This is a genomic window from Sorangium sp. So ce145, from assembly GCF_051525985.1.
GTDB classification, from domain to species: Bacteria; Myxococcota_A; Polyangia; order Polyangiales; family Polyangiaceae; genus Sorangium; species Sorangium cellulosum_B.
The window spans coordinates 8,216,064-8,242,360 of sequence record NZ_CP150315.1 but is presented as its reverse complement, the minus strand read 5'-3'; the positions used below and the strand labels follow the sequence as shown (position 1 = coordinate 8,242,360).

Annotated in this window: 17 protein-coding genes; 9 read left to right on the top strand and 8 right to left on the bottom strand. The window is 74.8% G+C overall.

What is annotated here, in order from left to right; all coding sequences use genetic code 11:
• Window positions 1-10: 10 nt before the first annotated feature.
• Window positions 11-1,324: a hemolysin family protein gene (locus WMF34_RS30345; protein WP_012238528.1), complete on the top strand. Its 1,314-nt coding sequence runs from the start codon at window positions 11-13 to the stop codon at window positions 1,322-1,324.
• A gap of 1,724 nt (window positions 1,325-3,048) precedes the next feature.
• Here the strand turns inward: WMF34_RS30345 and WMF34_RS30340 are convergent.
• Window positions 3,049-4,965, bottom strand: a complete 1,917-nt coding sequence (locus WMF34_RS30340; protein WP_437989990.1) for a HEAT repeat domain-containing protein — start codon at window positions 4,963-4,965, stop codon at window positions 3,049-3,051.
• 189 nt (window positions 4,966-5,154) lie between these two features.
• On the opposite strand from WMF34_RS30340, the gene WMF34_RS30335 reads away from it, so the two are divergent.
• The 5 genes from WMF34_RS30335 (at window position 5,155) to WMF34_RS30315 (ending at window position 10,567) form a co-directional block, all read left to right on the top strand.
• Window positions 5,155-6,099, top strand: coding sequence for an XdhC family protein (locus WMF34_RS30335; RefSeq protein ID WP_437989989.1), 945 nt, complete (start codon window positions 5,155-5,157; stop codon window positions 6,097-6,099).
• Entirely contained in the window at window positions 6,096-6,734 is a 639-nt protein-coding gene (locus tag WMF34_RS30330) for a nucleotidyltransferase family protein (protein ID WP_437989988.1), read from the top strand. Before WMF34_RS30335 ends, WMF34_RS30330 begins: the two co-directional genes overlap by 4 nt.
• 103 nt (window positions 6,735-6,837) lie before the next feature.
• Window positions 6,838-9,186 (top strand): xanthine dehydrogenase family protein molybdopterin-binding subunit, encoded by a 2,349-nt coding sequence (locus WMF34_RS30325; RefSeq protein WP_437989987.1) that lies wholly within the window; start codon window positions 6,838-6,840, stop codon window positions 9,184-9,186.
• Window positions 9,183-9,665, top strand: a complete 483-nt coding sequence (locus tag WMF34_RS30320; RefSeq protein WP_012238522.1) for a (2Fe-2S)-binding protein — start codon at window positions 9,183-9,185, stop codon at window positions 9,663-9,665. The genes WMF34_RS30325 and WMF34_RS30320 overlap by 4 nt, the downstream gene beginning before the upstream one ends.
• Window positions 9,662-10,567, top strand: coding sequence for an FAD binding domain-containing protein (locus WMF34_RS30315; protein WP_437989986.1), 906 nt, complete (start codon window positions 9,662-9,664; stop codon window positions 10,565-10,567). Before WMF34_RS30320 ends, WMF34_RS30315 begins: the two co-directional genes overlap by 4 nt.
• Here WMF34_RS30315 and WMF34_RS30310 read toward each other — a convergent pair whose 3' ends face one another.
• On the bottom strand, window positions 10,568-10,771 hold the full coding sequence (locus WMF34_RS30310; RefSeq protein ID WP_044966153.1) for a hypothetical protein: 204 nt from the start codon (window positions 10,769-10,771) through the stop codon (window positions 10,568-10,570).
• Between the two features lie 477 nt (window positions 10,772-11,248).
• Here WMF34_RS30310 and WMF34_RS30305 point away from each other — a divergent pair, with 477 nt between their 5' ends.
• On the top strand, window positions 11,249-13,606 hold the full coding sequence (locus WMF34_RS30305; RefSeq protein ID WP_437989985.1) for a TonB-dependent receptor family protein: 2,358 nt from the start codon (window positions 11,249-11,251) through the stop codon (window positions 13,604-13,606).
• A gap of 190 nt (window positions 13,607-13,796) precedes the next feature.
• On the opposite strand, the gene WMF34_RS30300 is transcribed toward WMF34_RS30305, so the two are convergent.
• The 6 genes from WMF34_RS30300 to hisF all read right to left on the bottom strand — a co-directional run bounded on the left by WMF34_RS30300 (window position 13,797) and on the right by hisF (window position 22,694).
• Window positions 13,797-15,266, bottom strand: a complete 1,470-nt coding sequence (locus tag WMF34_RS30300) for an HTTM domain-containing protein (RefSeq protein ID WP_437989984.1) — start codon at window positions 15,264-15,266, stop codon at window positions 13,797-13,799.
• Complete coding sequence (locus WMF34_RS30295) at window positions 15,253-16,683, bottom strand: imelysin family protein (RefSeq protein ID WP_437989983.1); 1,431 nt, start codon at window positions 16,681-16,683, stop codon at window positions 15,253-15,255. Before WMF34_RS30295 ends, WMF34_RS30300 begins: the two co-directional genes overlap by 14 nt.
• Before the next feature lie 178 nt (window positions 16,684-16,861).
• Window positions 16,862-18,514, bottom strand: coding sequence for a delta-60 repeat domain-containing protein (locus WMF34_RS30290; protein WP_437989982.1), 1,653 nt, complete (start codon window positions 18,512-18,514; stop codon window positions 16,862-16,864).
• Between the two features lie 425 nt (window positions 18,515-18,939).
• Window positions 18,940-19,323 carry a TerB family tellurite resistance protein gene (locus WMF34_RS30285; protein ID WP_437765578.1) on the bottom strand — a complete coding sequence of 128 codons (384 nt, stop codon included), beginning with the start codon at window positions 19,321-19,323 and terminating at the stop codon, window positions 18,940-18,942.
• A gap of 33 nt (window positions 19,324-19,356) precedes the next feature.
• Complete coding sequence (locus tag WMF34_RS30280) at window positions 19,357-21,885, bottom strand: hypothetical protein (protein WP_437989981.1); 2,529 nt, start codon at window positions 21,883-21,885, stop codon at window positions 19,357-19,359.
• On the bottom strand, window positions 21,882-22,694 hold the full coding sequence (gene hisF, locus WMF34_RS30275) for an imidazole glycerol phosphate synthase subunit HisF (RefSeq protein ID WP_437851199.1): 813 nt from the start codon (window positions 22,692-22,694) through the stop codon (window positions 21,882-21,884). Before hisF ends, WMF34_RS30280 begins: the two co-directional genes overlap by 4 nt.
• 190 nt (window positions 22,695-22,884) lie before the next feature.
• Here hisF and WMF34_RS30270 point away from each other — a divergent pair, with 190 nt between their 5' ends.
• Window positions 22,885-24,951: a zinc-ribbon domain-containing protein gene (locus WMF34_RS30270; protein ID WP_437989980.1), complete on the top strand. Its 2,067-nt coding sequence runs from the start codon at window positions 22,885-22,887 to the stop codon at window positions 24,949-24,951.
• Entirely contained in the window at window positions 24,948-26,213 is a 1,266-nt protein-coding gene (locus WMF34_RS30265) for a hypothetical protein (RefSeq protein WP_437989979.1), read from the top strand. Before WMF34_RS30270 ends, WMF34_RS30265 begins: the two co-directional genes overlap by 4 nt.
• Window positions 26,214-26,297: the final 84 nt, after the last annotated feature.

Genomic DNA, 26,297 nt, shown 5'->3' with positions numbered 1-26,297 from the left:
GGCGACCGGCATGACGTTCGTCTACCTCCTGGGCACCGCGCTCCTGGTGCTCCTCAACGCGTTCTTCGTCGCGTCCGAGTTCGCCATCGTCAAGATGCGGCCGACGCGGCTGGAGCAGCTCGTGCGCGAGGGGGACGCGCGGGCCCGGCTCGCGCTCCAGATGTCGCAGCGGCTCGACGCGTACCTGTCCGCCAACCAGCTGGGCATCACGCTCGCGTCCCTCGGGCTCGGCTGGATCGGCGAGCCGGCCATCGCCCAGCTCATCGAGCCGTTGCTCGCGCCGCTCGACGCCTGGTCGGGGGTCGGCGCGCACGCCATGTCCGTCGGCATCACGTTCATCCTGATCACGTCGCTCCACACCGTGATCGGGGAGCTCGCGCCGAAGTCGCTCGCGATCCAGCGGACCGAGAAGGTTACGCTCTGGGCGGCGCGGCCGCTGCACGGGTTCTTCGTCCTGATGTGGCCGGTCATCTGGGTGCTCAACTCGATGGCGAACGGGTTCGTTCGCCTCTTCGGGCTCCGGCCTGCGGGCGAGGAGGAGATCGCGCACACGTCGGAGGAGCTCCGGCTGCTCTTGACGAAGAGCCCCGCGGGGCTCGATCCGGCGCTGCGCAGCATGCTCGTGCGCATCTTCGACCTGCGCCGGCGCACGGCGAGGCACGTGATGTCGCTCCGCTCCGACGCGGCGACCCTGCGCGCGAACATGACGATCGACGAGGCGGTGCGGATCGTGGCCGACGCCGGGTACTCCCGGTACCCGGTGCTCGACGAGCAGGGCAAGAACGTGCTCGGCTACCTGCACCTGCGCGACCTGTTCGACGTGCTGAGCCACCGCCGCCGCGCGGCGCGCGTCGCCGAGCTGCTCCGCAAGCCGATCTTCGCGCGCGAGAACACCTCGGTCGAGCGCCTCCGCCTCGAGATGCAGGCGCGCCAGGTGCCGGTGGCGATCATCACGTCGGCCTCGGGCGAGTTCATGGGGCTCGTGACGATGGAGGACCTCATCGAGGAGATCGTCGGGGAGATCCGCGACGAGAACGACGAGGAGGTGCCGCCCATCCACCGCCGCGGCGGCGGCATCGTCGACGTCGACGGCCGCGTCCTGCTGACGGACCTGGAGCGCGACGGGCACATCGTGCTGCTGCCCGAGGTGAAGACCGTCGAGACGGTCGGCGGCTACATGCTCGGCCGGCTCGAGCACCCACCCGAGGCGGGCGAGCGCGTCGAGTGCGAGGGCTACACGCTCGTGGCGATGGATGTCGCCGGCCGGCGGGTACGGCGCGTCCGCATCGTCCCGACCGACGCGGCCGGAGGCGAGCGGTCATGAAGAGCGCGGCTCCCCGCACCGCGGATCCGCGCGCCAGCGCCGTCCGTCGGGGGCGCCGCCTCCGAGCGTACGCGGCGAGGCGCGCACCCTGGAATCGGTCGCCCCGGGGACGAACGGCGCGCGGATCCAGGTACAAACTTCGGCGGACCGGTACTACCCTGGCTTCGTAAGTGGAAACGCTTGCAACTCGGATCTTGCGCGATGGCCCGCTGAACGAGCTCGACGCCGTCGGCTGGGCCATTCGTCTTGCGAAGCGGATCGAGGCGCTTCACGCCCTCGGCGTTGCGCACGGCGCCATCTCGCCGGAGTGCGTGCTCACGACCGCGGTCGATCGCACCTCGAAGGCGATCCTGGCCGACCTGCGCCAGACGCCGAGCCGCATCGCGTACCAGTCGCCCGAGCGGGTCGGGGGCGGGACGCTCTCGGCAGGCGACGACGTGTGGGCCATCGCGGCGACGCTCTACGAGGTGCTGACCGGGGCGAGCGCCTTCGGCGGAGGGAGCGACGCCGAGACGCGGCAACGGATCTCGGGCTCCTCGCCGGCGCCGCTCGCCGTCTTCGACGTGGGCGACGACGATCTCCAGCGGGTCCTCGACGACGCGTTCCAGCGCGATCGCTCCGCGCGCACGACGAACGCCGCCGCGTTCCGGCGCGCTCTCGAGGAATGGCACCCCGATCCCGCGGTGCGCACGCTGCTCCCGCTCGACGACGAGGACGCGACGAACGACGAGGACGACGACGAGGTGCGCACGCTGATGCGGGTCTCGCCGTTCAGCTCGAGCCAGCTCGACGAGGTCATCGCGCAGCGCGCGGCGGCGGCCGCCGCGGGTAAACCGGCGCCGCCCCTCCCGGCCGAGCGCGCGCGGCCCCCGGCGGCGCAACCCGGCGCGCCGGCCCCCAGGCCGGGCGCCGCCCCGATCCCCAGGGCGCCCGCCGCGGCTCCGGCCGCGCAAGGGCGCGCCCCGGTCGCGCGAGCGCGCGTTCCGGGCGTGGGGGCGGTCCCGGTGACGCAGACGTCCGGCGACGCCCGCGAGGGCTCGGAGCCGAGGATGGCCACGCGGGAGGCGACGCCCCTGAACCTCCGCGGGCTCGCTGGGCCAGCGGCCGCAGCGCCAGCGCGCTCCGGAGGAGCGGCGCCCGCCGCGCTCCGCGCGCCCGACGCGGGGCGGCCCGCGCCAGGCGCGGCGCCGCCGGCTGGAGGGCCTCGAGAGCCGCCCGCGGTCGCAGCGCCAGCGCCCGCGTTCCCGGGGCGCGAGCGCCCGGACGCGGAGCCCGAAGCTGTCGCGAGACCTCGGCCCCGGAGCGGCGAGCTACCTTTCCTCGGCGATCTCGACGGGGACATGCTCGACGAGCCCACGCTCGATGCGCCCACGGTCGTCGACGACCGCGACGATGACGACGACGACGACGTCCCCACGCGGACGCGGGAGGCTCCCACGCCGGTCGTGCCGCCCCTGGTCGACGCGACGCCGACGCTCGGCGCGCCCCAGGCGCTCGCCGATGCGGCGGCGGCAGGTCGCTCCGCTGCGGCGCCGCTCGAACGAGCCGCGGGGGCGCCCGCGGCCGCGTCGTCCACGAGGGCCGACGCGGGGGGCGGCGCGCTCCTCGGGCCGAGCTCCGCCGCGGCCGGCGCGCTCAGCCCATCGCAGCAAGCCTCGGCGGCCACGCACGGCGCCGTCTCCGCGCAGCAGAGCGCGGCGCCCGCTCAGAGCCCGGCGCAGGGCTCAGCCGCGCCGGCGCCGTCGCCCCTCGGCACGGCCGACGGCTTCGGCCTGATCACCGACGCGCCGCCCGACCGCTCGGGGCGGCTCGGGATCATCATCGCGGTGGTGGTGGCGCTGCTCCTGGCGGGGGGGGCGATGCTGTTCGCCGCGCAGCTCGGCCTGCTGGGGGCCGCGCCCACCGCGCCCGGCAGGAGGGCGGTCGAGCCGGTCCCCGCGCTGGCCGTCGCGCCGATCGTGGCTCGCCCGCGGCCGGAGCGCCTCCTTGTGGAAGCTCTGGATCTGCGCGTCGAAGCCGCCCATGTCCACGCGCAGGAGCGCCTCCGGCCGGAGGCCTGAGCGGCGCGCGACGGCCTCGGTCCGCTCGGGGAACGGCGAGATCCACACCATCCTGCCGCCCGGCGCGAGCGCGCGCGCGGCGCCCTCGACGAAGCGATCGAGCATGGCGTCGAGATCTCCCGTGCGCTCGACGCGCCGCCCGAGGGGCGGGTTCGTCAGGATCAGCGTGGGCGCTTCGCCCGGGGGCGGCGCGCCGACCGCGTCGCGCTGGAGGAGCTCCGCGCCCCGCGCGCCCGCGGCGTCGAGGTTCTCGCGCGCGATCTGCAGGGCTCGAGGATCGCGATCCGAGCCCACGAGCCGCCGGTACGGTCCGAGCAGGGCGCGCTCGCAGAGCTCGAGGCCCGAGCCGACGAACGGATCCCAGACGACGTCGTCGCCGCGCGCCCCCGCGATGCGCGCGAGCGCGGCCGCGATCGTCGGGTGCGACGCCGCGGGCACGTCGCCCCGTCGATACGAAAACCGTGGGTCGGGCAGGCGCGGCGCGAGCTCGACCCGGACACGGCCCGCGCCCTCGTAGACGACGACGTCCCACGTGCTCTGGGTCGGATCGTTCACGAGCTCCGGGGCCTCCGCCTCCACGGCGGCCGCGGCGCGGAACACCGCCGCCCGGCGCTTGCCGCCGCCGGCCCAGTCGATGCGGTAGCGGATCGCGCCCTGGGTGAAGCGGCGCAGGATCTCGCGCGCCTCCCGCGAGAGCAGCCGCTCCGCGACCGCCGCGGCGAGGTCGGCGCCCTGGTCGAGCTTCCGCAGCGGCAGCGGGAACGCGAACGACAGCATCGTGCGCGTCCCGAACAGGGCGTCGAGGCGGCCGCTCAGCACCGCCTCGACCCGCGCGCCGCCGCACGGATCGCTCCGGAGCTCGGGGACGAGCGCCCCGCCGGGAGAGCCCGCGTCGAGCGCCGCGAGCTCCTCGGCGAGGATCGCCTCGAGCCCGCGCCGGCAGCGCACCGCCACCCGGAGGGGGCGCTCCGGCGCGCGATCGCCGGCGATCTCGGACGGCTCGCCGCGCGTGAGGGTCCTCCTGGCCAGGAGCTCGGCGCGCGCGCGCACGCCGGCGATGTCGTCGCCGTCGAGCTCGGCCAGCGCCTCGAGCGCGGCGCCGCCGCCGACCTTGCCGAGCGCGTCGATCAGCGCGCGGCGGACGTCGGGCGAGCGCTCGGTGCGCGCCGCCTCGGCGAGCGCCTGCTCGACGAGCGCTCGCCCGGCGTCCGCCGCGCGCGGCTTGCCGAGCGCCACCGCCGCCATGCGGCGCGTGCGGCGATCGTCATCGCCGAGGCAGGCGAGCAGGTAGTCGCGCGCCCGCTCCGAGACCTCGGGATCGATCGGCCCCGCGGCCATCAGCTTGCCGACGAGCCGGGTGAGCGGCGCTCTCAGCGCGAGCGGCGCGCCGGCCGCGCGCTCGAGCGCGGCGGGCAGCGCCGCGGCGCCAGCGCGCCGCAGCGCCCGCTCCGCCAGCTCGGCGGGCTCATCGGCCGTCTCGAGCAGATCCATCAGGGCGGCGAAGTGGCGGCGGCCCGGCGTGAAGCCCGGATCGGAGAGGGCGCGCTGGAGGTCGGGGTCGAGCGTGGCGGGGGGGGTCATCGTGGCTTGTAACTCCGCGTTTTTATGTGGATCCCGGCGGTCACAGCGGGCCGGGATCTCGGGGGACGCCTGCGCCGCTCTCCGAGCGCGCTCGACTTTCGCGACAAGCGCGGCGTTCCAGCAAGCTCTTTCGGCGCCGGCGCTCTCGGCGCTCTCGTTTTCGGTCGCCGGGTCGCTAGAGTCTCAATCATGCCGGATCTGAGCCAGGTGATCCCGAGGACGGCGTTCCCGCACGACGTGCTTCGGGCGGCTCTGGACGCGCTCGAGGCGGGGCGGCGGGTGGTGCTCGCCTCGGTGGTGGCGCGGCACGGCTCGGCGCCGTCGACGCCGGGGCAGAAGCTCTGTCTCTTCGACGATCTCACCGCGATCGGCACGATCGGCGGCGGCGCCGTCGAGCGGGCGGCGCTCGGCATCATGGGGCGCGCGCTCGACGAGCTCGCCAGCGCGCCGAAGCTCGAGACGTTCCGCCTGGGCCCGACGCTGGGCATGTGCTGCGGAGGCTCGGTCGAGGTGCTCATCGAGCCGATGCTGCCCGCTGTGCACGTCCTCGTGATCGGCGCCGGGCACGTGGGCGCGTTCGCCGCGCCGCTCCTGGCGTCGCTGGGCTTCCGCGTGACCCTCTGCGACACGCGCGCCGCCGCAGCCGACCCCGCCCGCGTGCCGGCGGCGGCGCCGCTCGCCCGCGCGCCGTCGGCGTACGACGATGCGCCGCGGGATCTCGCGCCGGCGCCCGGGGAGCAGGTGCGGCTCGTGCTCGCCGAGCACGACGACCCGGAGGTGCTGACGGGCCTGCCGAGGGAGCTCGGCGAGGCGGCGGCGCTCGTGATGACGCACGACCACGCCCTCGATCAGGAGGCGCTCGCGTGGGCGCTCGCGCGCGGCTTCGGGTACGTGGGCGGCGTCGGGAGCCGCGCGAAGGCCGCGCGAACGCGCGCGCGGCTCGAGGCGAAGGGGGTGCCGGAGGGCGACGTCGCGCGGGTCAGGATGCCGATCGGCCTCGACATCGGGGCGCGCACGCCGGCCGAGATCGGCGTCGCCCTGGCCGCGGAGCTCGTCGCGTGGCGCGCGGGGCGGCAGCGCGCTCGGTGGTCGTCGGCCGGCACGACGTCCGCCGGAGAGGAGCAGGCTGGATGAATCGAGTGACCACGATCGTGCTCGCCGCGGGCGCGGGCAAGCGGCTCGGGGGGCCGAAGGCGCTCCTGGCCTGGCCGTCATCGACGAAGGGCGGGGCCGAGCGGCCGCTCGCGATCGCGCACGCGGAGGCTCGCCTCTCGGCCGAGAGCGCGCGGGTGCTCGTGGTGGTGCGCAGCTCCGTCTTTCACGCGCTGCTGGCCCACGTGCAGCCGGGCATCGACCTGGTCTCGTGGTCCGCGCCGGACGACCTCGGGCCGGCGGGCTCGCTGGCCGTCGCCGCGCCGCGCATCGGCGACGCCGACGCCGTCATCGTGACGCCGGTCGACGTGCCGCCCGCGCGCGCCGCGACGGTGGCGCGGCTGCTCGCCCGCCTCGAGGCGGGCGCCTCCCTGGCGGCGCCGCCGCTCGCGGTGCGTCCGCGGCACCTCGGCCGCGGCGGGCACCCGGTGGTGCTGCGCACCGAGGCGCTCCAGCGGTACCTGGAGGCCGATCCACCGCCGCTCCGGGATCACCTGAGGGCGCTCGGCGACAGGTGCGTCGACGAGGAGGTGGACGATCCAGGGGTGCTGCACGACCTGAATGTGCCGGTCGACGTGATCCGCGTGCTCGGGGGCCCGCCGCGCTTTCTCGCGTGAAGGCGGCCGGCGATCGTCCCCCTGCGCGGGTCGCGCCGCGCGGCGCGCGCGGGTCGACGCGTCCCGGGGGACCGGGCTATCGTCGGTGAGGAGGAGCATACGAATGGCGACGAGCCCTCCAGCGTCAGCGAGCACCGTGGGGAGCAGCGTGCCCCGCACGGACGGCCCTCCCAAGGTCACGGGGGCGTCGCGCTACGTCGACGACATCCCGGCGATGCCGGGGGAGATCTTCGGCCGCACCGTGCGGAGCCCCGTGCCCCGCGGGATTTTGCGGGGAGTGCGGCTCGACCCCGCGTTCGACTGGAGCGACGTCACCGTCGTGCTCGCCGAGGATGTCCCGGTCAACGTGGTCGCGCTGATCCTGGACGATCAGCCGATCCTCGCGACCGGAAAGGTGAACCACGCCTACGAGCCGATCGTCCTGCTCGGCTGCGCGGACCGGCTGAAGCTCGCGCGGGCGGTCCAGGCCGTCGCGCTCGACATCGATCCGCTGCCGCCGGTGCTCGACGCGCGCGCCGCGCTCGATGGCGGGGAGATCATCTGGGGCGCCGACAACGTCATCAAGCGGTACCTCATCACGAACGGGCGCGCCGACGCCGCGCGGGAGCGCGGCGAGGCGAGCGAGGCCGCGATCGACGCGGCGCTCGCGCGCTGCGAGGTGGTCGTCACGGGGTCGTACGCCTCGCACCACCAGGAGCAGCTCTACATCGAGCCGCAGGGGGTCATCGCCTGGTGGGACGAGGCCGGCGCGCACGCGACGGGCTCGATCCAGTGCCCGTTCTACGTCCACAAGGCGTTCCTGAGGGCGTTCGGGCTGCCTCCCGATCGGATCCACATCACCCAGTCGGTGACGGGGGGCGGCTTCGGGGGCAAGGAGGAGTACCCGTCGATCATCGCGCTCCACGCGGCGCTGCTCGCGAGGAAGAGCGGCCGCCCGGTGCGCATGATCTACGACCGGACGGAGGACATCGAGGCGACGACGAAGCGCCACCCGGCGTCCTGCGAGATCACGAGCGGCTGCGATCGCGACGGCGCGCTGCGCGCGCTGAAGATCCGGATCCTCATGGACGGCGGCGCGTACGCGACGCTGACGCAGGTGGTCCTGTCGCGCGGCGCCCTCCACGCCGCGGGCGCCTACCGCTGGGACGACGTGTGGATCGAGGCGACCGCCGTGGCCACGAACACGCCCCCGAACGGCGCCTTCCGCGGCTTCGGCGCGCCGCAGACGATCTGGGCGATCGAGCGGCACCTCGACCGCGTCGCGCGGGAGCTCGGCTGCGATCCGCTCGATCTGAAGGCGAAGAACGTGCTTCGCCCCGGCGACTCGACCGCGACGGGGCAGGTGCTCCGCGTGAGCGTCGCGGGCGAGGAGTGCATCACGCGGGCGATCGCGGCGAGCGGTTACCGGCAGAAGCGCGCGGCCGGGCCGGTCGTCCGCGGGCGCGTGGCGCGCGGGATCGGGCTCTCGGTGTTCATGCACGGCGCGGGCTTCACCGGGTCGGGGGAGCGCTACTACAAGGGAAAGGTCGCGCTGGATCTCGCGCCCGGCGGGCGGCTCCGCATCCGCACGGCGTCGACGGACATCGGCCAGGGGACGGAGACGGTGTTCCGGCAGATCGCCGCGGACGCGGCGGGGCTGCCGCTCGATCGGGTCGAGTTCGCGGTGCCATGCACGACGACGGTGCCCGACTCGGGCCCCACGGTGGCGTCGCGTACGGTGATGGTGGTCGGCTCGATCGTCGAGGCCGCGGCGCGGGAGCTGGCGAGCCGCGTGCGCGCGGAGCAGGCGTCGGCGCAGGAGCCCCGCGCCGACGGGGAGGGCGCCGCGGCGGGGCCGCCGGCGCTGAGCTTCGAGGAGGCGGCCGACCGGCTGCTGGCGCGCGAGGGCCAGGTGACGTCGCTCAAGCAGTACGAGCCGCCGGACTACGTGCGCTGGGACGACGAGGCGTACAAGGGAGACGCGTACCCGTGCTTCGGCTGGGCGTGCGACGTGGCCGAGGTCGAGGTGGACCTCGACACCTTCGAGGTGACGGTCGTCGACTTCTGGTCGGCCACCGACGTGGGCAAGGCGATCCACCCGGTGATGTGCAAGGGGCAGATCGAGGGCGGCAGCCTCCAGGCGATCGGCTGGGCGCTCTCCGAGGAGATCGTCTGGCAGGGCGGCAAGATCAAGAACCCGCGGATGACCAACTACATCATCCCGACGTCGCTCGACGCGCCGCCGTTCCATGTCGTGCTGGTCGAGGAGCCGTTCCCGTTCGGTCCGGGCGGCGGGGCCAAGGGCATCGGCGAGATGCCGATGGATGGCGGCGCGCCCGCCGTGGCCGCGGCGGTCGAGCACGCGACGGGGATCGCCGCGCGCGCGCTGCCGCTCACGCCGGAGCGCCTGCTCGAGGCGGCGCGCGGCGCCGCGGCGTCACGCCCGTTGGCGGGGAGAGGGGAGCGTCTATGAAGGTATCGCTCGTCGTCAACGGCTCGCCGCGCGAGGTCGATCTGCCGCCGCTCTCGCGGCTGCTCGACGCGCTCAGGGGGCCGCTCGGGCTCACGGGCACGAAGGAGGGGTGCGCGGAGGGCGAGTGCGGCGCGTGCACGGTGCTGCTCGACGGCGACCCCGTGAACGCTTGCCTCGTCGCGATCGGGCAGTGCGAGGGGCGGCACGTGACGACGGTCGAGGGCCTCGCCTGCGCCGGACACCTGTCGCCGCTGCAGCGCTGCTTCGTCGAGGAGGGGGGCGCGCAGTGCGGGATCTGCACGCCGGGCATGCTCCTCTCGGCGGAGGCGCTGCTCGCGCGGAGCCCGGATCCGTCGGAGCTCGAGGTGCGCGAGGCGCTCGCTGGCAACCTGTGCCGCTGCACCGGGTACCAGCGGATCGTCGAGAGCGTCCGCGCAGCCGCCGCGCTGCGCCGCGGCGGGGGAGGGGCGGCGCCGTGAGCCTCGCCGATCTGCGCCTGTTCGAGATGCGGCGCGTCGCCGGGCTCGGCCCGCTGTGCGAGATCGTGGCGGAGCGTGCCGCGCTCGGCGCGCCGGTCACGCTCCTGGCCGGCGGCACCGACTGGGTCGTCGAGCAGGAGCTCAGGCCTCCGCTCGAGGTCGCGGCAGGGAGCCCGGCGGCGCCGCTCGTCGTCGACGTGTCCCGGCTCCCGGAGCTGCGAGGCATCTCGCTCTCCGGCGACGCGCTCCGGGTCGGCGCCGCGACGACGTACCTGGAGATGCTCCGGAGCGACGCGATCGCCGCGCGGGCGCCGCTCCTCGCGCGGATGGCCCGCGACGTGGGCGCGGTGCAGATCCAGGCGCGCGGCACGCTCGGCGGCAACCTGGCCACGGCGTCGCCGGCCGCCGACGGCGTCGCCGCGCTCGCCGCGTACGACGCGACCGTCGTGGTGCAGAGCGTCCGCGGGGAGCGGCGCATCCCGATGAGCGCCCTGCAGACAGGCTACAAGCGCACGTCGCGCGCGCCGGACGAGGTGATCGTCGCCGTGGAGATCGCGCTGCCGGCGCCCGGGTCGCCCTGGTACTGGCGGAAGATCGGCGCGCGACGGGCGCAGGCGATCTCGAAGGTCGCGCTCGCGGGCGTGGCCGAGGTGCGATCCGGGCGCGCCGCGCGGCTCGGGCTCGGGATGGCGTCGGTCGCGCCGACGACGGCGCTCCTGCCGAGCGTGCGTGCGCTCTGCGTGTCCCGTCCGCTCGCCGAGCTCACCGCGGCGGAGATCGACGCGGCGGTCGCGCAGGACATCTCGCCCATCGACGACGTGCGCTCGACGCGCGCCTACCGGGAGCACTGCGCTTGCGGGGTGGTGCGGGAGCTCCTCCGGCAGCTCGGCGCGCCGGTCTGATCATTCCATCCAGTCGAGCTGCGCGGCCTCGGGCCTCCGGCCGCGCCCGCCGGGGAATGTCGGCCGCTCGTACGACGGCGGCGGGAGCGGAGGTTCCGCGTCCATGTCGTGGCAGCGCGCGCATCGCCGCGGGGTGGTGGTGCCGGCCTGGAAGATGGTGACGCAGCCGCAGGCTGGGCAGATCATGCCGATGTCGTAGTTCATGAGCACTCCTCGACGACGAACGCTCCGTGGCGGTCCGAGCGGCGGGAAGATGCGCTGAAGGGGCGACGTGGTTGCGACGGCGCGGCAACATCGCGTGGAAGCTTCGGCCCGCGGGGGCGGCCGCCCTCGGACCGGCGGAGACCTTCTGTGGCTGTGCGGACGGCGGTGCGCGCTCCTTGTCGCCTGCGCTGCCGTCTGGCGTGAGCGCACGTCGGCCCGCGCTGTTCAAGGGCTACTCGATGTTGACTTTCATTTGTAGTAGGCCCCTGATGACCGCGCGTTCGACACGCCGCGAGCCCACCGAGCTCGCGATGCGGTGTGATTCGGTGGATTAGTAATATATATTACATGTCAACGCAGACCCGTCCCCTCCGGGCCCGTCTTGGGCTCGCTGTTCCCGTGCTTCTGATCACCGTGGCCGGGGTCGCTCATGCGCAGTCTCCCGAACCGAGCGCGGAGGCCCCGGGGGATCCAGCGATGCCGGGAGCGCCTCCGGGCACGGGAGCGCCGGCGGCGGGCCGGGACGCGCCTGCACCGGCGCCGGCGGCACCTCCGGGCGATGCGCCGGCAACGCCTCCCGGCGATGCGCCGGCGGCGCCTCCCGGCGATGCGCCGGCGGGGGACCAGGATGCTGCTGCGCCAGCGCCGGCGGCTGCTCCCGGCGGCGCGCCGGCGGCACCCTCCGGCGGCGCGCCGGCAGCGAGCCAGGAAGGCGCTGCACCGGCGCCGGCGGCGCCTGCGGGCGATGCGCCGGTGGAGGTGACGGTCGCGGGCACGCGCGTGACGCGGACCGCGGGCTCGGCTCATGTGATCAAGAGCCGCCAGCTCGAGCGCTTCGAGCACGACGATCCCCACGCCGTGCTGGTCAGCGTTCCCGGGGTGTACGTGAGGGGCGAAGACGGGCTGGGCCTGCGGCCGAACATCGGCGTTCGCGGCGTCAACCCCGATCGCAGCAAGAAGGTGACGCTCATGGAGGACGGCGTCCCCATCTCTCCTGCGCCGTACTCCGCGCCAGCCGCTTATTACTTCCCGCTCATCACCCGCATGTCGAACGTGCGCGTGATCAAGGGGCCAGGGGCCATCGCCTATGGCCCGCAGACCGTGGGTGGCACCGTGGATCTCGTCACCCGCTCCGCCCCGTCGCTCGCGTCGGGCGCGCTCGATCTCGCGCTGGGCCAGTACGGCTACGGCAAGGCGCACGCCTATCTCGGGACGAGCGACGGTCAGATGGACTTCCTCGTCGAGGGCGTGCACCTGCGGAGCGACGGCTTCAAGGAGCTCCCGAGCGGCGCGGACACAGGGTTTTACCGCAACGAGGTGATGGTCAAGGGCAGCTACCTCGTCGACCCGGCCGCCCGCATCAAGAACGAGCTCCGCCTCAAGCTCACCTACTCGGAAGAGCTCTCCAACGAGACGTACCTCGGCATCACGGACGCGGATTTCGAGGAGAACCCGCTCCGCCGTTACGGGGTGAGCGCGCTCGACCGCATGCGCAACCACCGCACCGCGGTCGCCGTGACCCACGTGATCGAGCCGTCGCGCGACCTGTCGGTGACGACGACCGTGTACCGGAACGACTTCTCGCGCGTGTGGCGCAAGGTGAACGGCTTCCGCGGGGCCAACCTGTTCGACGTGCTCGCCGCCCCGGACACGCCGCAGAACGCGGTGTACTACGCGGTGCTGACCGGGCAGCTCGACAGCTCGACGCCGGGCGAGGCGCTGCTCATCGGCCCCAACGAGCGCGAGTTCGTGTCGCAAGGCGTGGAGACCCGCGTCCGCTGGAACGTCGCCACGGGGCCCGTCTCGCACCGCGTCGAGTACGGCCTGCGCCTGCACCACGATCGGGTCGAGCGCCGCCACAGCGAGAACGGGTTTCTCGTGCTCGGCGGCGCGCTCGTGCCGGACGGCGGACCGACCGTCGTGACCCAGTTCAACGAGGCATGGACCGAGGCGGTCGCGCTCCACGCGAGCGACGCGATCACCTGGAGAGCGCTCACGGTGACGCCCGGCGTCCGGGTCGAGCTCATGCGCTCCGCCCTCGTGGATCGCGCGGCCGGGAGCGAGCAAACGCGGCTCGCGCAGGCGCTCCTGCCCGGCGCCGGCGCCTACCTTGCGATCACCGAGGCGCTCGGCCTCCTGGCCGGCGCCTACCGAGGATTCAGCCCCCCGGCCCCGGGGAGCGACGAGCACGTCGAGCCCGAGCTCAGCGTGAACTACGAGGGCGGCGCTCGCTTCGCCGACGGGCCGCTGCGCGCGGAGATCATCGGCTACTTCAACGATTACTCGAACATCACGGATGTCTGCACGCTCTCCAGCGGCTGCCTCGACGCGGATCTCGATCGCCAGTACGACGCGGGCGAGGCCCGGATCTACGGCGTCGAGGCGTATGCGGAGCACGAGGTCCCGCTCGGCCAGCTCAAGCTGCCGATCACCGCGGCCTACACGCTCACGCGGACCGAGTTCCTCTCGAGCTTCGCCTCGGACGACCCCATCTTCGGCCGCGTCGTGAAGGGAGACGAGATGCCCTATGTCCCGCGGCACCAGGCGAGCCTCTCGGTCGGCGTCGAGCACGAGCGCGCCGGCGTCGCCGTGGGCGCGACCTACATGTCCGCCATGCGGGAGAAGGCCGGCAGCGAGCCGATGTCCCGCGCGCTCGCCACCGACGAGCAGCTCCTCTTCGACGCGAGCGCCAGGGTGCGTGTCGTCGGGCCGCTCGTGCTCTACGCGAACGCGCGGAACATCCTCGGCTCCCAGTACATCGTGTCGCGCCGGCCCTTCGGCGCCCGGCCGAACGCGCCGCGCTGGATCCAGCTCGGCGCCAAGGCGTCGTTCTAGAGCGGCGGTCACCCGCACAGGAGACGGGCCCACCTCGACGTTTTCGGTGCTCAGCGCACTGGAGTCCGCTTGCGCGCCGAAAACGCGGATCTGGGCCCGTCTCCTGTGCGGGTGACCGCCGCTCTGCGTGGTGCAGAGGTGGGCGGAGAGCGCTGTGGAGCGGGGCGGCCGACGTGGACGCGCGTGTCGATCAGAGGGGGCGGATGTGGGGGGGAGGACCCTCTGGAGCTGGAAGGATGTAGGGCGCCGGGCCGAGGCCGTCGCTGACCGCGGCGAGATCGACGCCGGGATCGATGAGGCGCGCGATGCGGCGGCCGTTGAGCGAGACGAGGGCGTCGGCGCGCACCTCCACCGGCCCGCGGCCGCGGCGCTCGAAGTCCTCACGGATGTGATGGGAGAGCTGCAGGATGAGATCGGGCTGGCCCGCCATCTCGCGCTCCTGCAGGCGCGTCAGGTACTCCCGCGGGCTCACATGCCATGTCCGGCCGGTCTGCCTGCTGCGGACGATGAAGGTGACGCTCCCGTTCTTCTCGCGCACCATCACGCGCCAGGAGAAGCGCATCCCCTGCTCGTGCCAGCGCACGTTGCCGCCGTACGCCAGGAAACGGAGCGGCATCGCGAGCTGAACCGCGCAGTACGCGGCGCCCAGCGTGAGCCCGAAGGCGCGCAGCGATCGCGAGGGCGGCGCCGCCGGGGGGAGGGCGGGTTCGTCTGTGATCGCTCGCGGCGCGCCGGCGTCGTCGCGGGCGGGGAGCGCGCGCGCTTGGAGCCGGGAGAGGAGCCGCCGGGGCCACTCCGGGGGGAAGAACACGAGCGCGGAGAGGACCATGATCACCGGGAACATCCCGATCGGGAACAGCGCGCGCGTGACGACGTGGAACAGGATCACCGCGGCGTACGCGAAGGGGCGGAGCCTCCGGCAGAGGAGGAGCCAGACGATGCTGGTGTCGAACAGGAAGCCCGCCCAGCTCATGAGCGGCGCGGCCCACGGGTGCGTGAAGAGCGGGCCGAGGACCGGCATGTCCGTGCGCGAGCCGAGCCAGATGCGGAGCGGCTGCGCGTGCAGGAGCCAGTCGGCGTGGGCCTTGGCGAGCCCCGCGAACGTGTACACGACGCCGACCTGGAAGCGCAGCAGGTAGAGCCACGCAGCGGAGACGGAGCGCTCGCTGCGCCGCGAGAGCAGCGCGTCGATGGACCAGGCGCGGTGCGCCGGCGACGCCGCGAGCAACAGGCCCAGCAGGCTCGCCAGGTAGTAGTGGTTGAGGTACGTCGTGACGTCGATGACCTGCAGGTAGGTGAAGCCGACGACGAACAGGGGCGCCGCGACGCGGAACATGAAGCCGAGGGCGAGCGCCAGGGCGAGCGCCGCGAGCGCCCAGAACAGGGCGTGCATCCCGGCCGGCGAGAGCGGCTCGACCCACGCGAGGCCCCAGTACTTGAAGTGAAAGCCCGGCTTGACGAAGAACTCGTCGATCCACCCATACGCGATGAAGCGCGCCATGCTCACGCACATCGTGAGCCCGAACAGGGCGCGGAACGCCGCGAGCCAGGCGATGTCGACCGGGCGAAGCAGCGCTCGATGCAGCGCCGCGGCCGCGCGCGACCACGCCGTCGCGAGCCCGAGGGGGCCCGCGCGGCCAGGGGGCTTAGTCGTTGTCACCTTCCGACGACTGGGGCAGCTCGAGGTTCAGCGCGCTGACGAACTCCGTCTTGAGCAGGTCCGTCAGGGCCTTCACGGCGGTGTAGACCGACTCGACCTTCGCCCGGTCGGTCGAGAGCGCCTGCTCCAGCGGCAGGTCGAGCGCGTCCACGGCCGACTGGGCTTCCGACAGCGCCTGCAGCATGCGATCGGCGAGATCGGCGGAGTCGACCGCGCGCAGCCAGTCGTCGAACCCGACGCCCTGGCCGCCCTCGCCGCAGCCCTGGAACAGGCGCCGGAAGCCGCGCAGGTTGGCCCGGATGTGCGCCGCCGAGGCCAGGGCGAAGCGGGACTCGAGCGCCTCCGGGCAGGTGGGCGTGACGCAGTCCTCGGTGAAGCCGAGCGGGCGCCCGAGCTTCCAGTCCTTCAGCTCCTTCTCGACATAGAACATCGCGTCGCTCACCGCGTTGAGCGCGTCCTGCTCGGTCGCGAAGACGGGGCTCCCCTGGCCGGCCTGGATGAGCTTCTGCCGGAAGCTCCCCGCCTCGGGCGCCCACGCGCGCGCGAGCGCGCCCGCCTGGGCGAGCACGTCCGCGGCCGCCGCGGCGGCGTAATCGGCCTTGCGCTGCGCGAGCTCGCCCGCGCCGAGCGCCGCCCAGGTGCGGCTCGCGTTGATGGGCGAGTACTGCGAGCAGGCGTTGTCGCCGCCGCCGTAGAAGGCGAGGTACTCGAGCGCCGCGAGGCCGCGCCCGTTGATGAGCGACGAGGAGAAGCTCGGCTGCGCGTAGGCGCGGCTCACGATCTGCTCCTCGATCTTGCACCGGCTCACGAGGGGCCAGGAGTAGATCTGATCCCGGAGGTCCTGTCCTCCGGGCTGCGTGGAGCTCGCCGCGGGGCCGAAGCGGAAGAGCTCCACCTCCTGCCAGACCGCCACGGCGGCGAGCCAGGCGCCGCGCGCGGCGGCGGCGCTCGGCTCGCCCGGGCCGCGGGCGAGGGCCGCGGCGCTCTCGTGCAGCGCGCGCGCCTGCGCCTCGAACTCGCAGGCGCGGTTCAGCGCGCAGTCCGCCGCCGCGGTGATCAGCTTGGCCTTGCTGAAGGGGCCTTCCGCCACGGGGACCGGAGGGCACACGTCGCCGGGGGCCGGATCGCCGCCCCCCGCGCCCCCCGCGCCAGCGGTCGTGGCGATCGCGGAGGAGGCCGCCGTGGTGCTCGTGGCGCCGCTCCCGGTCGATGGCACGGGCGCGGACCCGCCGCTGCCCGGCGGCTGCACGACGCCGGGCCCCGCGCCCTGGCCCGTATAGACCACCTCGTCCGGGGGCGGCTTGCGGCACCCGGCGGCCGCGGCGACGCCGACGAGCGACAGCAGGAGCGCTGTCGAGAGGCGGCGGCCCGCCCTCTCGCTCCGGGCGCGGTTCATTGTCGGCCTCACGCTGTTCATGCAGCCTCTCCGAGATGCGCGCGCTCGCCCGGGGCCCGCCGGTGTCGCGGCGGCCCCGAGCTCGTTTCGCGCGAGAATCGTCCGTCGTTCCCTGCCCGTCAACACGGAGGGAGCGCGCCCCCGCCTGCCATCCCGGCGCGGCAGGGGCGCCTCCCGGCGCGCGTCGGTCGTGTGAGCGTCAGTCCCTCTGCGCCGGGACCGGCAGCAGGACCAGCGTCGCGTCGTCGTCCTCGGGCCCGTCGCCGTCGGACCGGTACCCGGCGGCCGCGAGCCACGCGCCGTTCGGCGACAGCGCGACGCCGTAGAGCGAGTCGTCGGAGCGATCGAAGCTGTAGCGCCGGTATCCGTTGGGATCGAAGCGCGTGTCCAGGGCGCCGTTCTTGTCGAACAGGGCGATCATCCCGTCGACGTTGCCCGTCGCGGGGGTGACGCTCCCGACCATCACGACGCGATCGTCGGGCAGGGCGAGGAGGTTGCGCCCGCGGTCGTTGTCGCCTGCCACGTCGAGGAGGACGCCGCCGCCCACGCCCCAGGAGGGGTCGAATCCGCCCGTGGCCGTGACGCGGAAGGACACGAGATCCACGGCCCCGCTCTCCTCGGCCCGCCCGTATCCGGTGGTCACGTACTTGCCGTCCGACTGGCGAGCCGCGCCGTAGGCCTCGGCCATGCCGAGCGGGAACGGCGCGAGCCTCACGACGCCGTCCGAAGAGAAGGTCGTATCCGGGGTGCCGTCCTGGTTCAGCCGCAGCAGCACGATCTGGTTCCTGCCGCCCACGCTCGTGTAGCCGGAAGAGAAGATCTTGCCGTCGGCCTGCACGAACCCGTTGCGCGGGTTGTCACCCAGGTTCAGCCCGTCGACGTCGAGCGTGTGGACGCCCTCCGTCGCGAACGTGGTGTCCAGGGCGCCGTTCGCGGTGAGCCGCACGATCGCGCGATCCCGATCGGCGCGAGCCGCCGCCTTCCTGCTGGCGAAGAGGACCAGCCGATCGCTGGCGTCGCGGTCGACGCCCCAGAGCAGATCGCCCGTGTTGCCCTCGCCGGCGCCGAGATCGTGGATGGCGATGCCCTCCGTGCCGAAGGTCGTATCCAGCGTGCCGTCGGTGTTGAACCGCACGACCGCGAGATCCGCGTCCGACGACGTGGCGCTCGGGTCGTGCTCGACCTGGCCGGCGAGCACGATCTTCCCGTCCGACTGCAGGACGATGCCGCGCGCGGTCTCCGTGGTCTTGCCTGCGACCACGTTGACCCTCGCGACCCCGTTCGTGCCGAAGGTCGTGTCGAACGAGCCATCGGTCTTGAAGCGCGCCACCGCCATGTACGTGTCGCCCGCCACGGCCACGTGCCCGGCAGCGTAAGCTCTGGACTCGGCGTCGAACGCGACGGCCCAGAAGCGGTCGTCCGTGGCTTCGTCGAGCGCCACGACCCCTGCGAATCCGGTCGACCAAGGCTCCTCGCCGGTGTCGCCGCCTCCGGTGCCGCCACCCTCGCCAGCGCCGCCGCCGCCGGTGTCGCTGCCGCCGGTGCCGCCACCCTCGCCGGCGCCGCCGCCGCCGGTGTCGCTGCCGCCGGTGCCGCCGCCCTCGCCAGCGCCGCCCTCACCGGCGCCGCCGCCGCCGGTGTCGCTGCCGCCGGTGCCGCCGCCCTCGCCAGCGCCGCCGCCGCCGCTGCTGCTCGTCGAGGGAGCTCCGCCAGCGCCGCCGCCCCCGGAGTTCGCTGAGTCGCCGGAGTCGTCTCCGCACGCGGCCACTCCGCCGAGCAGCACGCACCAGGAAAGTCCGAACGTCGCGAGCACGGTCCGCTGCGCGGACAACCAGGTTCTCTTCACAGGCATGGTCGGCGATCCCTTCATGAACATGAAAATGAAAGTCGTTATCTTTGTTGGATATCGTCTTGCATGCCGTCCACGTTGTCAAGAGATTCTGCTGTCGCTATCCCGCCAGGGCCTTTCCTTGCTGGAAATGCCGCCTGGAGGTGTGGAGATGGTGCGGTGGGTGGGGGAAGCGCGGCGTGTGACGCGCCTTTGACGATGCCCGCATTGCGCTGCGCGACGCTGTCCGGGGCACCTCGCGCGCGGGCAGGCCTGCTCGGTGAGCCATGACCGCGCGGCGCGCAGCGGCGGAGCGACTTCGCCTGGAGGGTCGGTTTCCTCGCGGAGCACGGAGGATCACGGCCGGCCGGCGAGGGCGGCCGGCCGAGGTCGCAGCGGGAGTCCCGGCGGCGGCCGGGCAGCGGCGTTCGGGCGCCGCGCAGGCTGCGTCAGAGCAAGGTCAGGAGGCGTCGGGCGCGGGCCTCGGCCGCCTGGATGATCTCCGCGGACTCCGGCTCGGGGAGCTCGAGCTTCTTGCTCAGCGCGGCGATGTACTGCTTCTCCGCGTCGTGCTGCTCGCCGTCGACGAACGTGAGCAGCACGGCGTGCTGCAGCAGCGCGCGGCGGTCGTCGCCGCCGAGCTCGCCGAGCGGCACGTCGTCCAGGGTCCTTCGCTGGGAGGCGTAGGCGCGGATCTCCTTCGCCTGGTCCTCGTTCGCCTCGAACGCCGCGATCAGCCCCTCCACCATCTCGCGCTCGGCCTCGTGGAACTCGCCGTCCGCCCACGCCACGCTCACGAGCGACTTCACGATCGCCATGCTCTGCTCTTGCATGGCGACGAGTGTCGTCGCTCCCCCGGGGCAACGTCAATCGTGAGGGGAGGGCGCCCTCGCCTCGGCGCGCGGGACGATCTGGAGCGCTCCCCGTGCGAGCGGCTCCGTCAGCGAGGCGAAGACCTCCGGCCGCAGCGTTCCAGCGAGCCCGGCGCAGAGCAGGGCGAGCGCCAGGAGCGCAAGCCACAAGGACAGACCTCGCCGGCGCGGGGCCACCAGCGGCACAGGCGGCCTGCTGCCGTCGTGCATCAGCGCGACCGGAGCGGATCCGGGCGTGGGGAGCTCGGATGCAACGGGGCTCAGCGCCCCGGCGAGCGGCGGGCGCGCGCCGGGGATGGCGCGCGCGGAGGTGCCGGAGACAGCAGCGACCGGCGGCGGCGTGAGGGTGAGGTCGAGGCCAGCGAGCGCCTTCATGCTGCGCGCCGCGCGGCGCTGCGCGCTGTGCTCGGACTGCGCGACGAAGCGCGCGACGAGCTCGTCGACCCGGGACGCGCCCGCGCCGACGCCATCCGCGGGAGGTCGCGCGCTCCGGGATCGCCGCGAGGCGTTCCACACGATCGCATCGATGGGACCGAGCTCCGCCGGGCACGGCGTCTCTTGCGGCTCTGCGTCGGCGGGAGGCTGCGCTGACGCTGCATCCGCGGGCGCGAGGTCAACGGGGGGCTGCTCGGGCGCGAGGTCGGCGCGCGGCTGCTCGGGAGCTGCTGCGTCTGCGGGCAGTTCCTCGGGAGCCAGAACAGCGGGGGACGGCTCGGGAGCAGCGTCCGCGGGCGGCTCCTCCGGAGCCAGAACAGCGGGGGGCTGCTCGGGAGCAGCGTCCGCGGGCGGCTCCTCCGGAGCCAGAACAGCGGGGGGCTGCTCGGGAGCAGCGTCCGCGGGCGGCTCCTCCGGAGCCAGAACAGCGGGGGGCTGCTCGGGCGCCAGATCGGCGCGCGGCTGCTCGGGAGCCGCTGCGTCCGAGGGCGGCGCGCCGGCGTGCGCGGTTTCCGGACCGTCGGCCTCCGCCGCCAGCAAGGCCTCGATCGGCGCAGCCGGAGTCGGGTGCGGCGCAGCCGGAGCGTCGTCGTCGCGCTGCGCCGGAAGGGGCCAGGGCAGCGTGTGACGCGCTGCTGGCGTCTCGTCGAACGGGGCGACGGCCGCTCGAGGAACCGCGGGCACGACGAGGTCTGCCCGACGAACGAGCGGCCAGGCGCCATAGGCCGGTGTGGCCTGGAGCGCCGCGTCCGCCGCCATGAACTGGATGGCGGGCGCGCGCGACGTCTCGATGGCCTCCGGGACCTCGCTCACGCTGGAAGGCGCGTCCGCCACGTGCGAGAGCACGGCCCCGTCGGCGGCCTCCCGCTCCTCCCAGACGGCCATGGCCACGGTCGGCGTCGGCTCCTGCGAGAGCGGCGCGACCTCGGCGGGATCCGGGGAGAGCTCGACGAGGATCGAATCGGTCGGCGTCGGTTCCCGGGAAGACAGCGCGACGGCGGCGGAATCCGGGGAGAAGTCGACGAGGAGCACCTCGATCCCCTCGGGGCTCGTGAGCGCTTCGCTGCAGGCAGAGGGGCCGCCGACGGCGAGCGATGGCGCGGGCACGGGCGGCGCTTCTTCAGCGGCCATCTCCGCCGCCGCGCGCGCGAGCGGCGCCACCGGCGCGATCGTCCGGGCAGGCTCGATGAGCTCCGGGATGACCGGGATCTCGGCCGGCGCTGCGGCCTCATGGAGCTCAACCACCGTCTGCACGATGGTCGGGGTCGGCTCCGGCAGCGCCTCGACCTGCTCGCCGGCGTGCGCAGGCGCCGGCGGGTCCTCGGGACACGGCGCGACAGCTACCGCCCCGGCAGCATCGCCCGCGCTCGCAGGCGCAGGGCGCGCCACCCCTGCGATTGCACACGCGACGAGCCCGGGGCTGAGCGTGAGCTCCACGACCGCAGGTGCGACCGGGCCGGGGCTGAGCGTGAGCTCCACGATGGGATTCGGCAGCGGGGCAGCGGGGGCGTCGCTGCGCGCGGCAGCGGGGGCGTCGCTGCGCGCGGCGGCGGCGGTCGCATCGCGCCGCGCTTGCTCCGCGTGCGGCGGCGGCACCTCGTCCGCTTCCGGCGCCGCAGGCCTCGCCTGGACCTCCGGGCGCGGGCGCCTCAGCCGGCCGGCCTCCTTGGCGCGCAGCGTCTCACGGGCGAGCCGCGCCAGCGCCCGCCGGGCGGCGTTGCGGTTCACCGGGATCAGCGCGGCCTCGAGCTCCCGCGCGACGGCTTCCGGGTCCTGCTCGTGCGCGGGGCGCGGGCGCGCCGTCGCCGTGAGGTTGGGCATGCTGCCGGCGGACGCGGCGAGGAGCCGGGCGAGCAGGTCGCGGAGCAGCCGCGCGGCCTCGGCCGGCGCCACCGCCTCGCCGCGCGTGCGCACCGTGACGGTGCCCTCGGTCGTGAGCAGCACCGCGCGATCGTCGAGCCTGAGGGGCAGGCGCGACGTCGCGTCGCTGACGGCGAGCGCGAGGTAACCCGAGGTCTCCGGCACCAGCGAGGCGCTCCGCGCGTGCGCCGCCGCGACGACCTCCTCCAGCGTGACGCAAGCGCTCACGAGCGCCCCCGGCCCGCCGCGTCGCCCGGCCCGCCCGCGCGCGCCGGCCTGACCGGCACCCCCGCCGCCTCGAGGTACGCCTTCGCTTCGCCGATCGTGTACTCGGCGTCGTGGAAGATCGACGCGGCGAGCGCGGCGTCGGCGCCGCCCTCGACGAGGCCGGCGCGCAGGTGATCCAGCGTCCCGACGCCGCCCGAGGCGATCACCGGGACCGGCACGGCCCGCGCGATGGCGGCGGTCAGCAGGAGGTCGTAGCCGTCCCGCGTGCCGTCGCGGTCCATGCTCGTGACGAGCAGCTCGCCCGCGCCTGCCCGCGCGATCTCCTCGGCCCACGCGACCGCGTCGCGCCCCGTGTCCCGGCGGCCGCCGTGGGTCACCACCGTCCAGGCCACGCGCGAGGGATCCGCGATCCGGCGCGCGTCGATCGCCACGACGATCGCCTGCGCACCCCAGCGGTCCGCGGCGCGCCGCACGAGGTCGGGATCGTTGACGGCGGCCGTGTTGATCGCGACCTTGTCCGCCCCCGCGTCGAGGAGCGCCTTGATGTCCTGCTCGGACTTGACGCCGCCTCCCACCGTCAGCGGCGTGAACAGCACCTCCGCCGTGCGCGCCACGACGTCGAGGATGATGCCGCGCTTCTCGTGCGACGCGGTGATGTCGAGGAACGTGATCTCGTCCGCGCCCTCGGCGTCGTAACGGCGGGCGGCCTCGACCGGATCACCGGCGTCCCGCAGCCCCACAAAGCGGACGCCCTTCACGACGCGGCCGTCCTTGACGTCGAGGCACGGGATGATGCGCTTCGCGAGCATACGTCCCGCGTTAGCCTACCTGCCACGCCAGGGCCAACTGTTGCGCTGTGCGCCCGCTGCGGCGCCGGGGGGGCGTCCTCGCGCGCCTCTCGCACATTTTACCGGCATTTCCGGCCGCCGGGGAGGTGCCGCGCGCCGGCCGCAGCGCCCGGAGCCTGACCGCGCCGCGGTTCCTCGCTACCATGGCGCCATGCACTGCCCGCACTGCGGGAGACCCGTACCCGAGGGCTCGATCGCGTGCCCGCACTGCGGCGCCGCGCTCGCGCCGCCGGGCGGAGCGGCCGGCTACTACGGCATGAAGCCCGCGGCCCGCACCATGGTCGGCGTCACGCTCCCCGACCTGCTCCGACAGACGCCGTCCGCCCCCGCCGCACCGGGCGGCGCGGGCCCCGGCCAGGCCGCGCTGCCGCCCATGGCCGGCGGGCCGGCCGCCGCCTCGCGCACGATCGTCGGCATGCCCGCCGCGATCTTCGGGGCGGCGCCGGCGCCGGCGCAGGCCGATCCGCGCCTGGCCGGGGGCACGCTCGTTGTCGGGACCCCGGCTTCCGTGGCCCCGGGAGCGCGCCTGGACGCGCACGCCGCGCACGCCGCGCCGGCCGCGCCGCTCCATGCGGCGTCGGGCTCACCGCTCCACGCCGCGCCGGCCGCGCCGGCCGCGCCGGCCGCGCCGCTCCACGCCGCGCCGGCCGCGCCGCTCCATGCAGCGCCGGGAGAGCTGCGCCTCGACCACACCGTGCCGATCGCCCCGGGCCTCGCGGCGCCGCGCGCTCCGGTGCCGCTGCCCGCCGTGTCGCGGACGCTGGTCGGCGTCGCCCGGCCGGGCATCGCGCCGCTCGCGCCCGGCGCCCCGGCCGACCCCGAGCCCGACCCCGAGCTCGACGCGCGCTACCAGCCGGCCGGAGAGCTCGGCGCCACGATCGCGCCGGCGCGCTTCCGCGCCCCTCCGCTGCAGAACCCGGCGCTCATGCGCCCCCATCGCCTGAAGCAGCGGCTCCCGCCGCCGAAGGGCGAGAGGCGCCCGCGCACGTCGCGCCGGGCCGTCGCCGTCGTCGTCGCGGGCGGCGTACTCGCCCTCGGCGCGGTCCTGTTCGCGCTCCTCTGGCCGAGCGCGCCCCCGGTGACCGCGCGCGCCCGCGCCGACGCCGGGGGCCGCGAGGTCATCGAGCTCCGGTGCGAAAGCTGTCCGGACGGCACCGCGGTCTCCATCGGCGAGGGGCGCGCGACCACCGCCGGCCGCGTCGCGCAGATCCCGCTCGCGAGCCCGCTCTCCGTCGGCGAAAACCGGATGAAGGTCGCCATCGACCGCCCCGGCAGCGGGCGCGACGAGACGGTCGGCGTCTCCATCCACGTCGCCTACCGGATCCGGCCCGACCTCGGCACGCTGCAAGGAGAGCGGCCCTCGATCCAGGTCGTGGTCGAGGCGAGCAAGGGCACGCAGGTGACCCTCGACGGCAAGGAGGTCGCGCTGACGAGCGGCCGGGCCATCGAGTCGATCGACGTCACCGACGCGGTCGCGGGGCCCTCGGACGAGACGAAGACGCTGAGCCGGCAGGTGCCGTACACCGTCACGCCGCCCGACGGCCCGCGCGAGCAGGGCATGGTGAGCGTCGCGGTCGGCATCGTCCCGCTCACCGTCGAGTCGCCCGGCCCGAGCGTCGTCATCGACAAGGAGAGCTTCGTGCTCGCCGGGCGCACGGCCCGCGGCGCGCAGATCTTCGCCGGCGCGCACCCGATCGCGGTTCGCCCCGACGGCACCTTCGCGCACGTGATGAACGTCTCGTCCGTGGGCGCGACCCAGTTCGAGGTGCGCGCGAAGATGCAGGGGATGGCGCCGCGCATCGCGAAGCTCGCGGTGCGCCGCGTCGACCGGCTCGACACCGCCGCGAAGGAGTTCGCCGGCCGCGGCCCGATCGGGTACGCCGAGCTCGCCGCCGGCGGGAAGGACTCCATCGGCAAGCCGATCGCGCTGACCGGCGAGGTCCTCGAGGTGCGCCGGCAGGGATACGCGACGCTGATCCTGCTCTCGATCCCGCCCGCGTCCGGCTGCAAGGAGGGCGGCGCGGCCGCCGCGAGCGCGGGCGCCGCGCCGCGCTCTCCGGAGGCGTGCAAGGTCCGCCTCGTCCATGGCGCCGACAACCCTGCCCAGCGCGGGGACATCCTCACCGCTTACGGCAGCGTCGCGCCGCCGTTCGTCGCGCCGGGCGGCGCCGAGATCCCCGAGGTGCAGGTCGAGTTCACCGTGAAGGGCGGCCGATGAGCGCCGCGCGCGCCACGGCGCCCGGCCCGCGAAGGCCGCGTCGCGCCCGGACAGCCGGCCTCGCCGCTGCCGCGCTCCTGCTCTCCGCCGCGGCGCCGCTCGCCTTCGCCGACGCGGTCGACACGAGCCGGCCGCACACGATCGTGGTCGGCGCGCCCCGCGGCTTCGCCCCGAGCGAGCGGCTCGACGCGCGCCGCACGGGCCGCTCCGCCGCGCGGCTGCCCTTCCCGGCGCGCGAGGCGTGGCGAAAGCAGCTCCGCGGCGGGATCGACGCCGCGCCGCTCGCGGACGCCGCGGGCGATCTCCTCCTCACGCTGACGGTCCCCGAGGTCGTCAAGCTCGGCGCGGACGGCCGGGAGCGCTGGCGCGTGCGCATCGGCGACAGCGCGCCGCTCGCGCCCGCCGTGCTCACGAGCGACGGCACCCTCGCGCTGATCACCTCGTCCGGCGTCGCCGTCGGGCTCACGCCTGCGGGGAGCGTGCGCTTCGCCGTCCCCCTCGGCCTCCGGGGGCGCGACGCCGACGTGACGCCCCTCGCGCTCGACGACGGCGGGCTCGTGGCGGCCCTGGGGCGCTCCCTTGTCGAGCTCGCCGCGGACGGGACCGTGCGCGCCCGCGCCGAGATCGCGGATCGCGCGACGGGCGCCTTGCTCGCGGGCCCTGAAGGCACGCTCGTGACCACCGAGTCGGGCGCGGTGCTGACCTGGCGTCCGCCCGGCGCGCCGAGGCGGCTCGGCTCTCTCGGCGGTGTGCCTCGCCGCGGCGCTGCCCTCGCCGACGCCCGCACGCTGCTCGCGGTCGTCGACGCCCGCCGCCTGGTCGCGCTGGATCTGCCGACAGGGACCGCCGGGGTCCGCGCCGGCGCGGCCTTCAGCGCGCTCGACGGGCCGCCCGCCATCGGCGCCGGGGGCCTGGCCGTGGTCCTGTCGACGACCGGGCTGCTCCTCGGGGTCAACGCGTCGGGCGACCTGGCGTTCCGGGTCGCGATCGACAGGCCTCCTGGGTCCCCACCGGCCGACGGCGGGCTCTCCGGCTTCTTCGGCCCGGTGGACGCGAAGCCGAGCCCGCCGGTGGTGATCGATCGCACCGGCCGCGTCGGCTTCGTGCGCGCGGGCGGACGCGCCGGCGTCGTCGAGGCGGACGGCAATGTCTCCATCGCGGCCGAGCGCGCCTGCTCCGCGCCGGTCGCCGTCATCCCTGCCGGCGAGGAGCGGATGGCGATCGCCTGCCGTGACGGCACCGTGGTGATGCTGGCGCGCTAGCGCCGCCGTCGCTCGCGCCCAGCGCCGTGTGCCGACGTCCGAACTGGCCGGCAGCGCCGACCGCCCAGATCGGCCGATGGATCC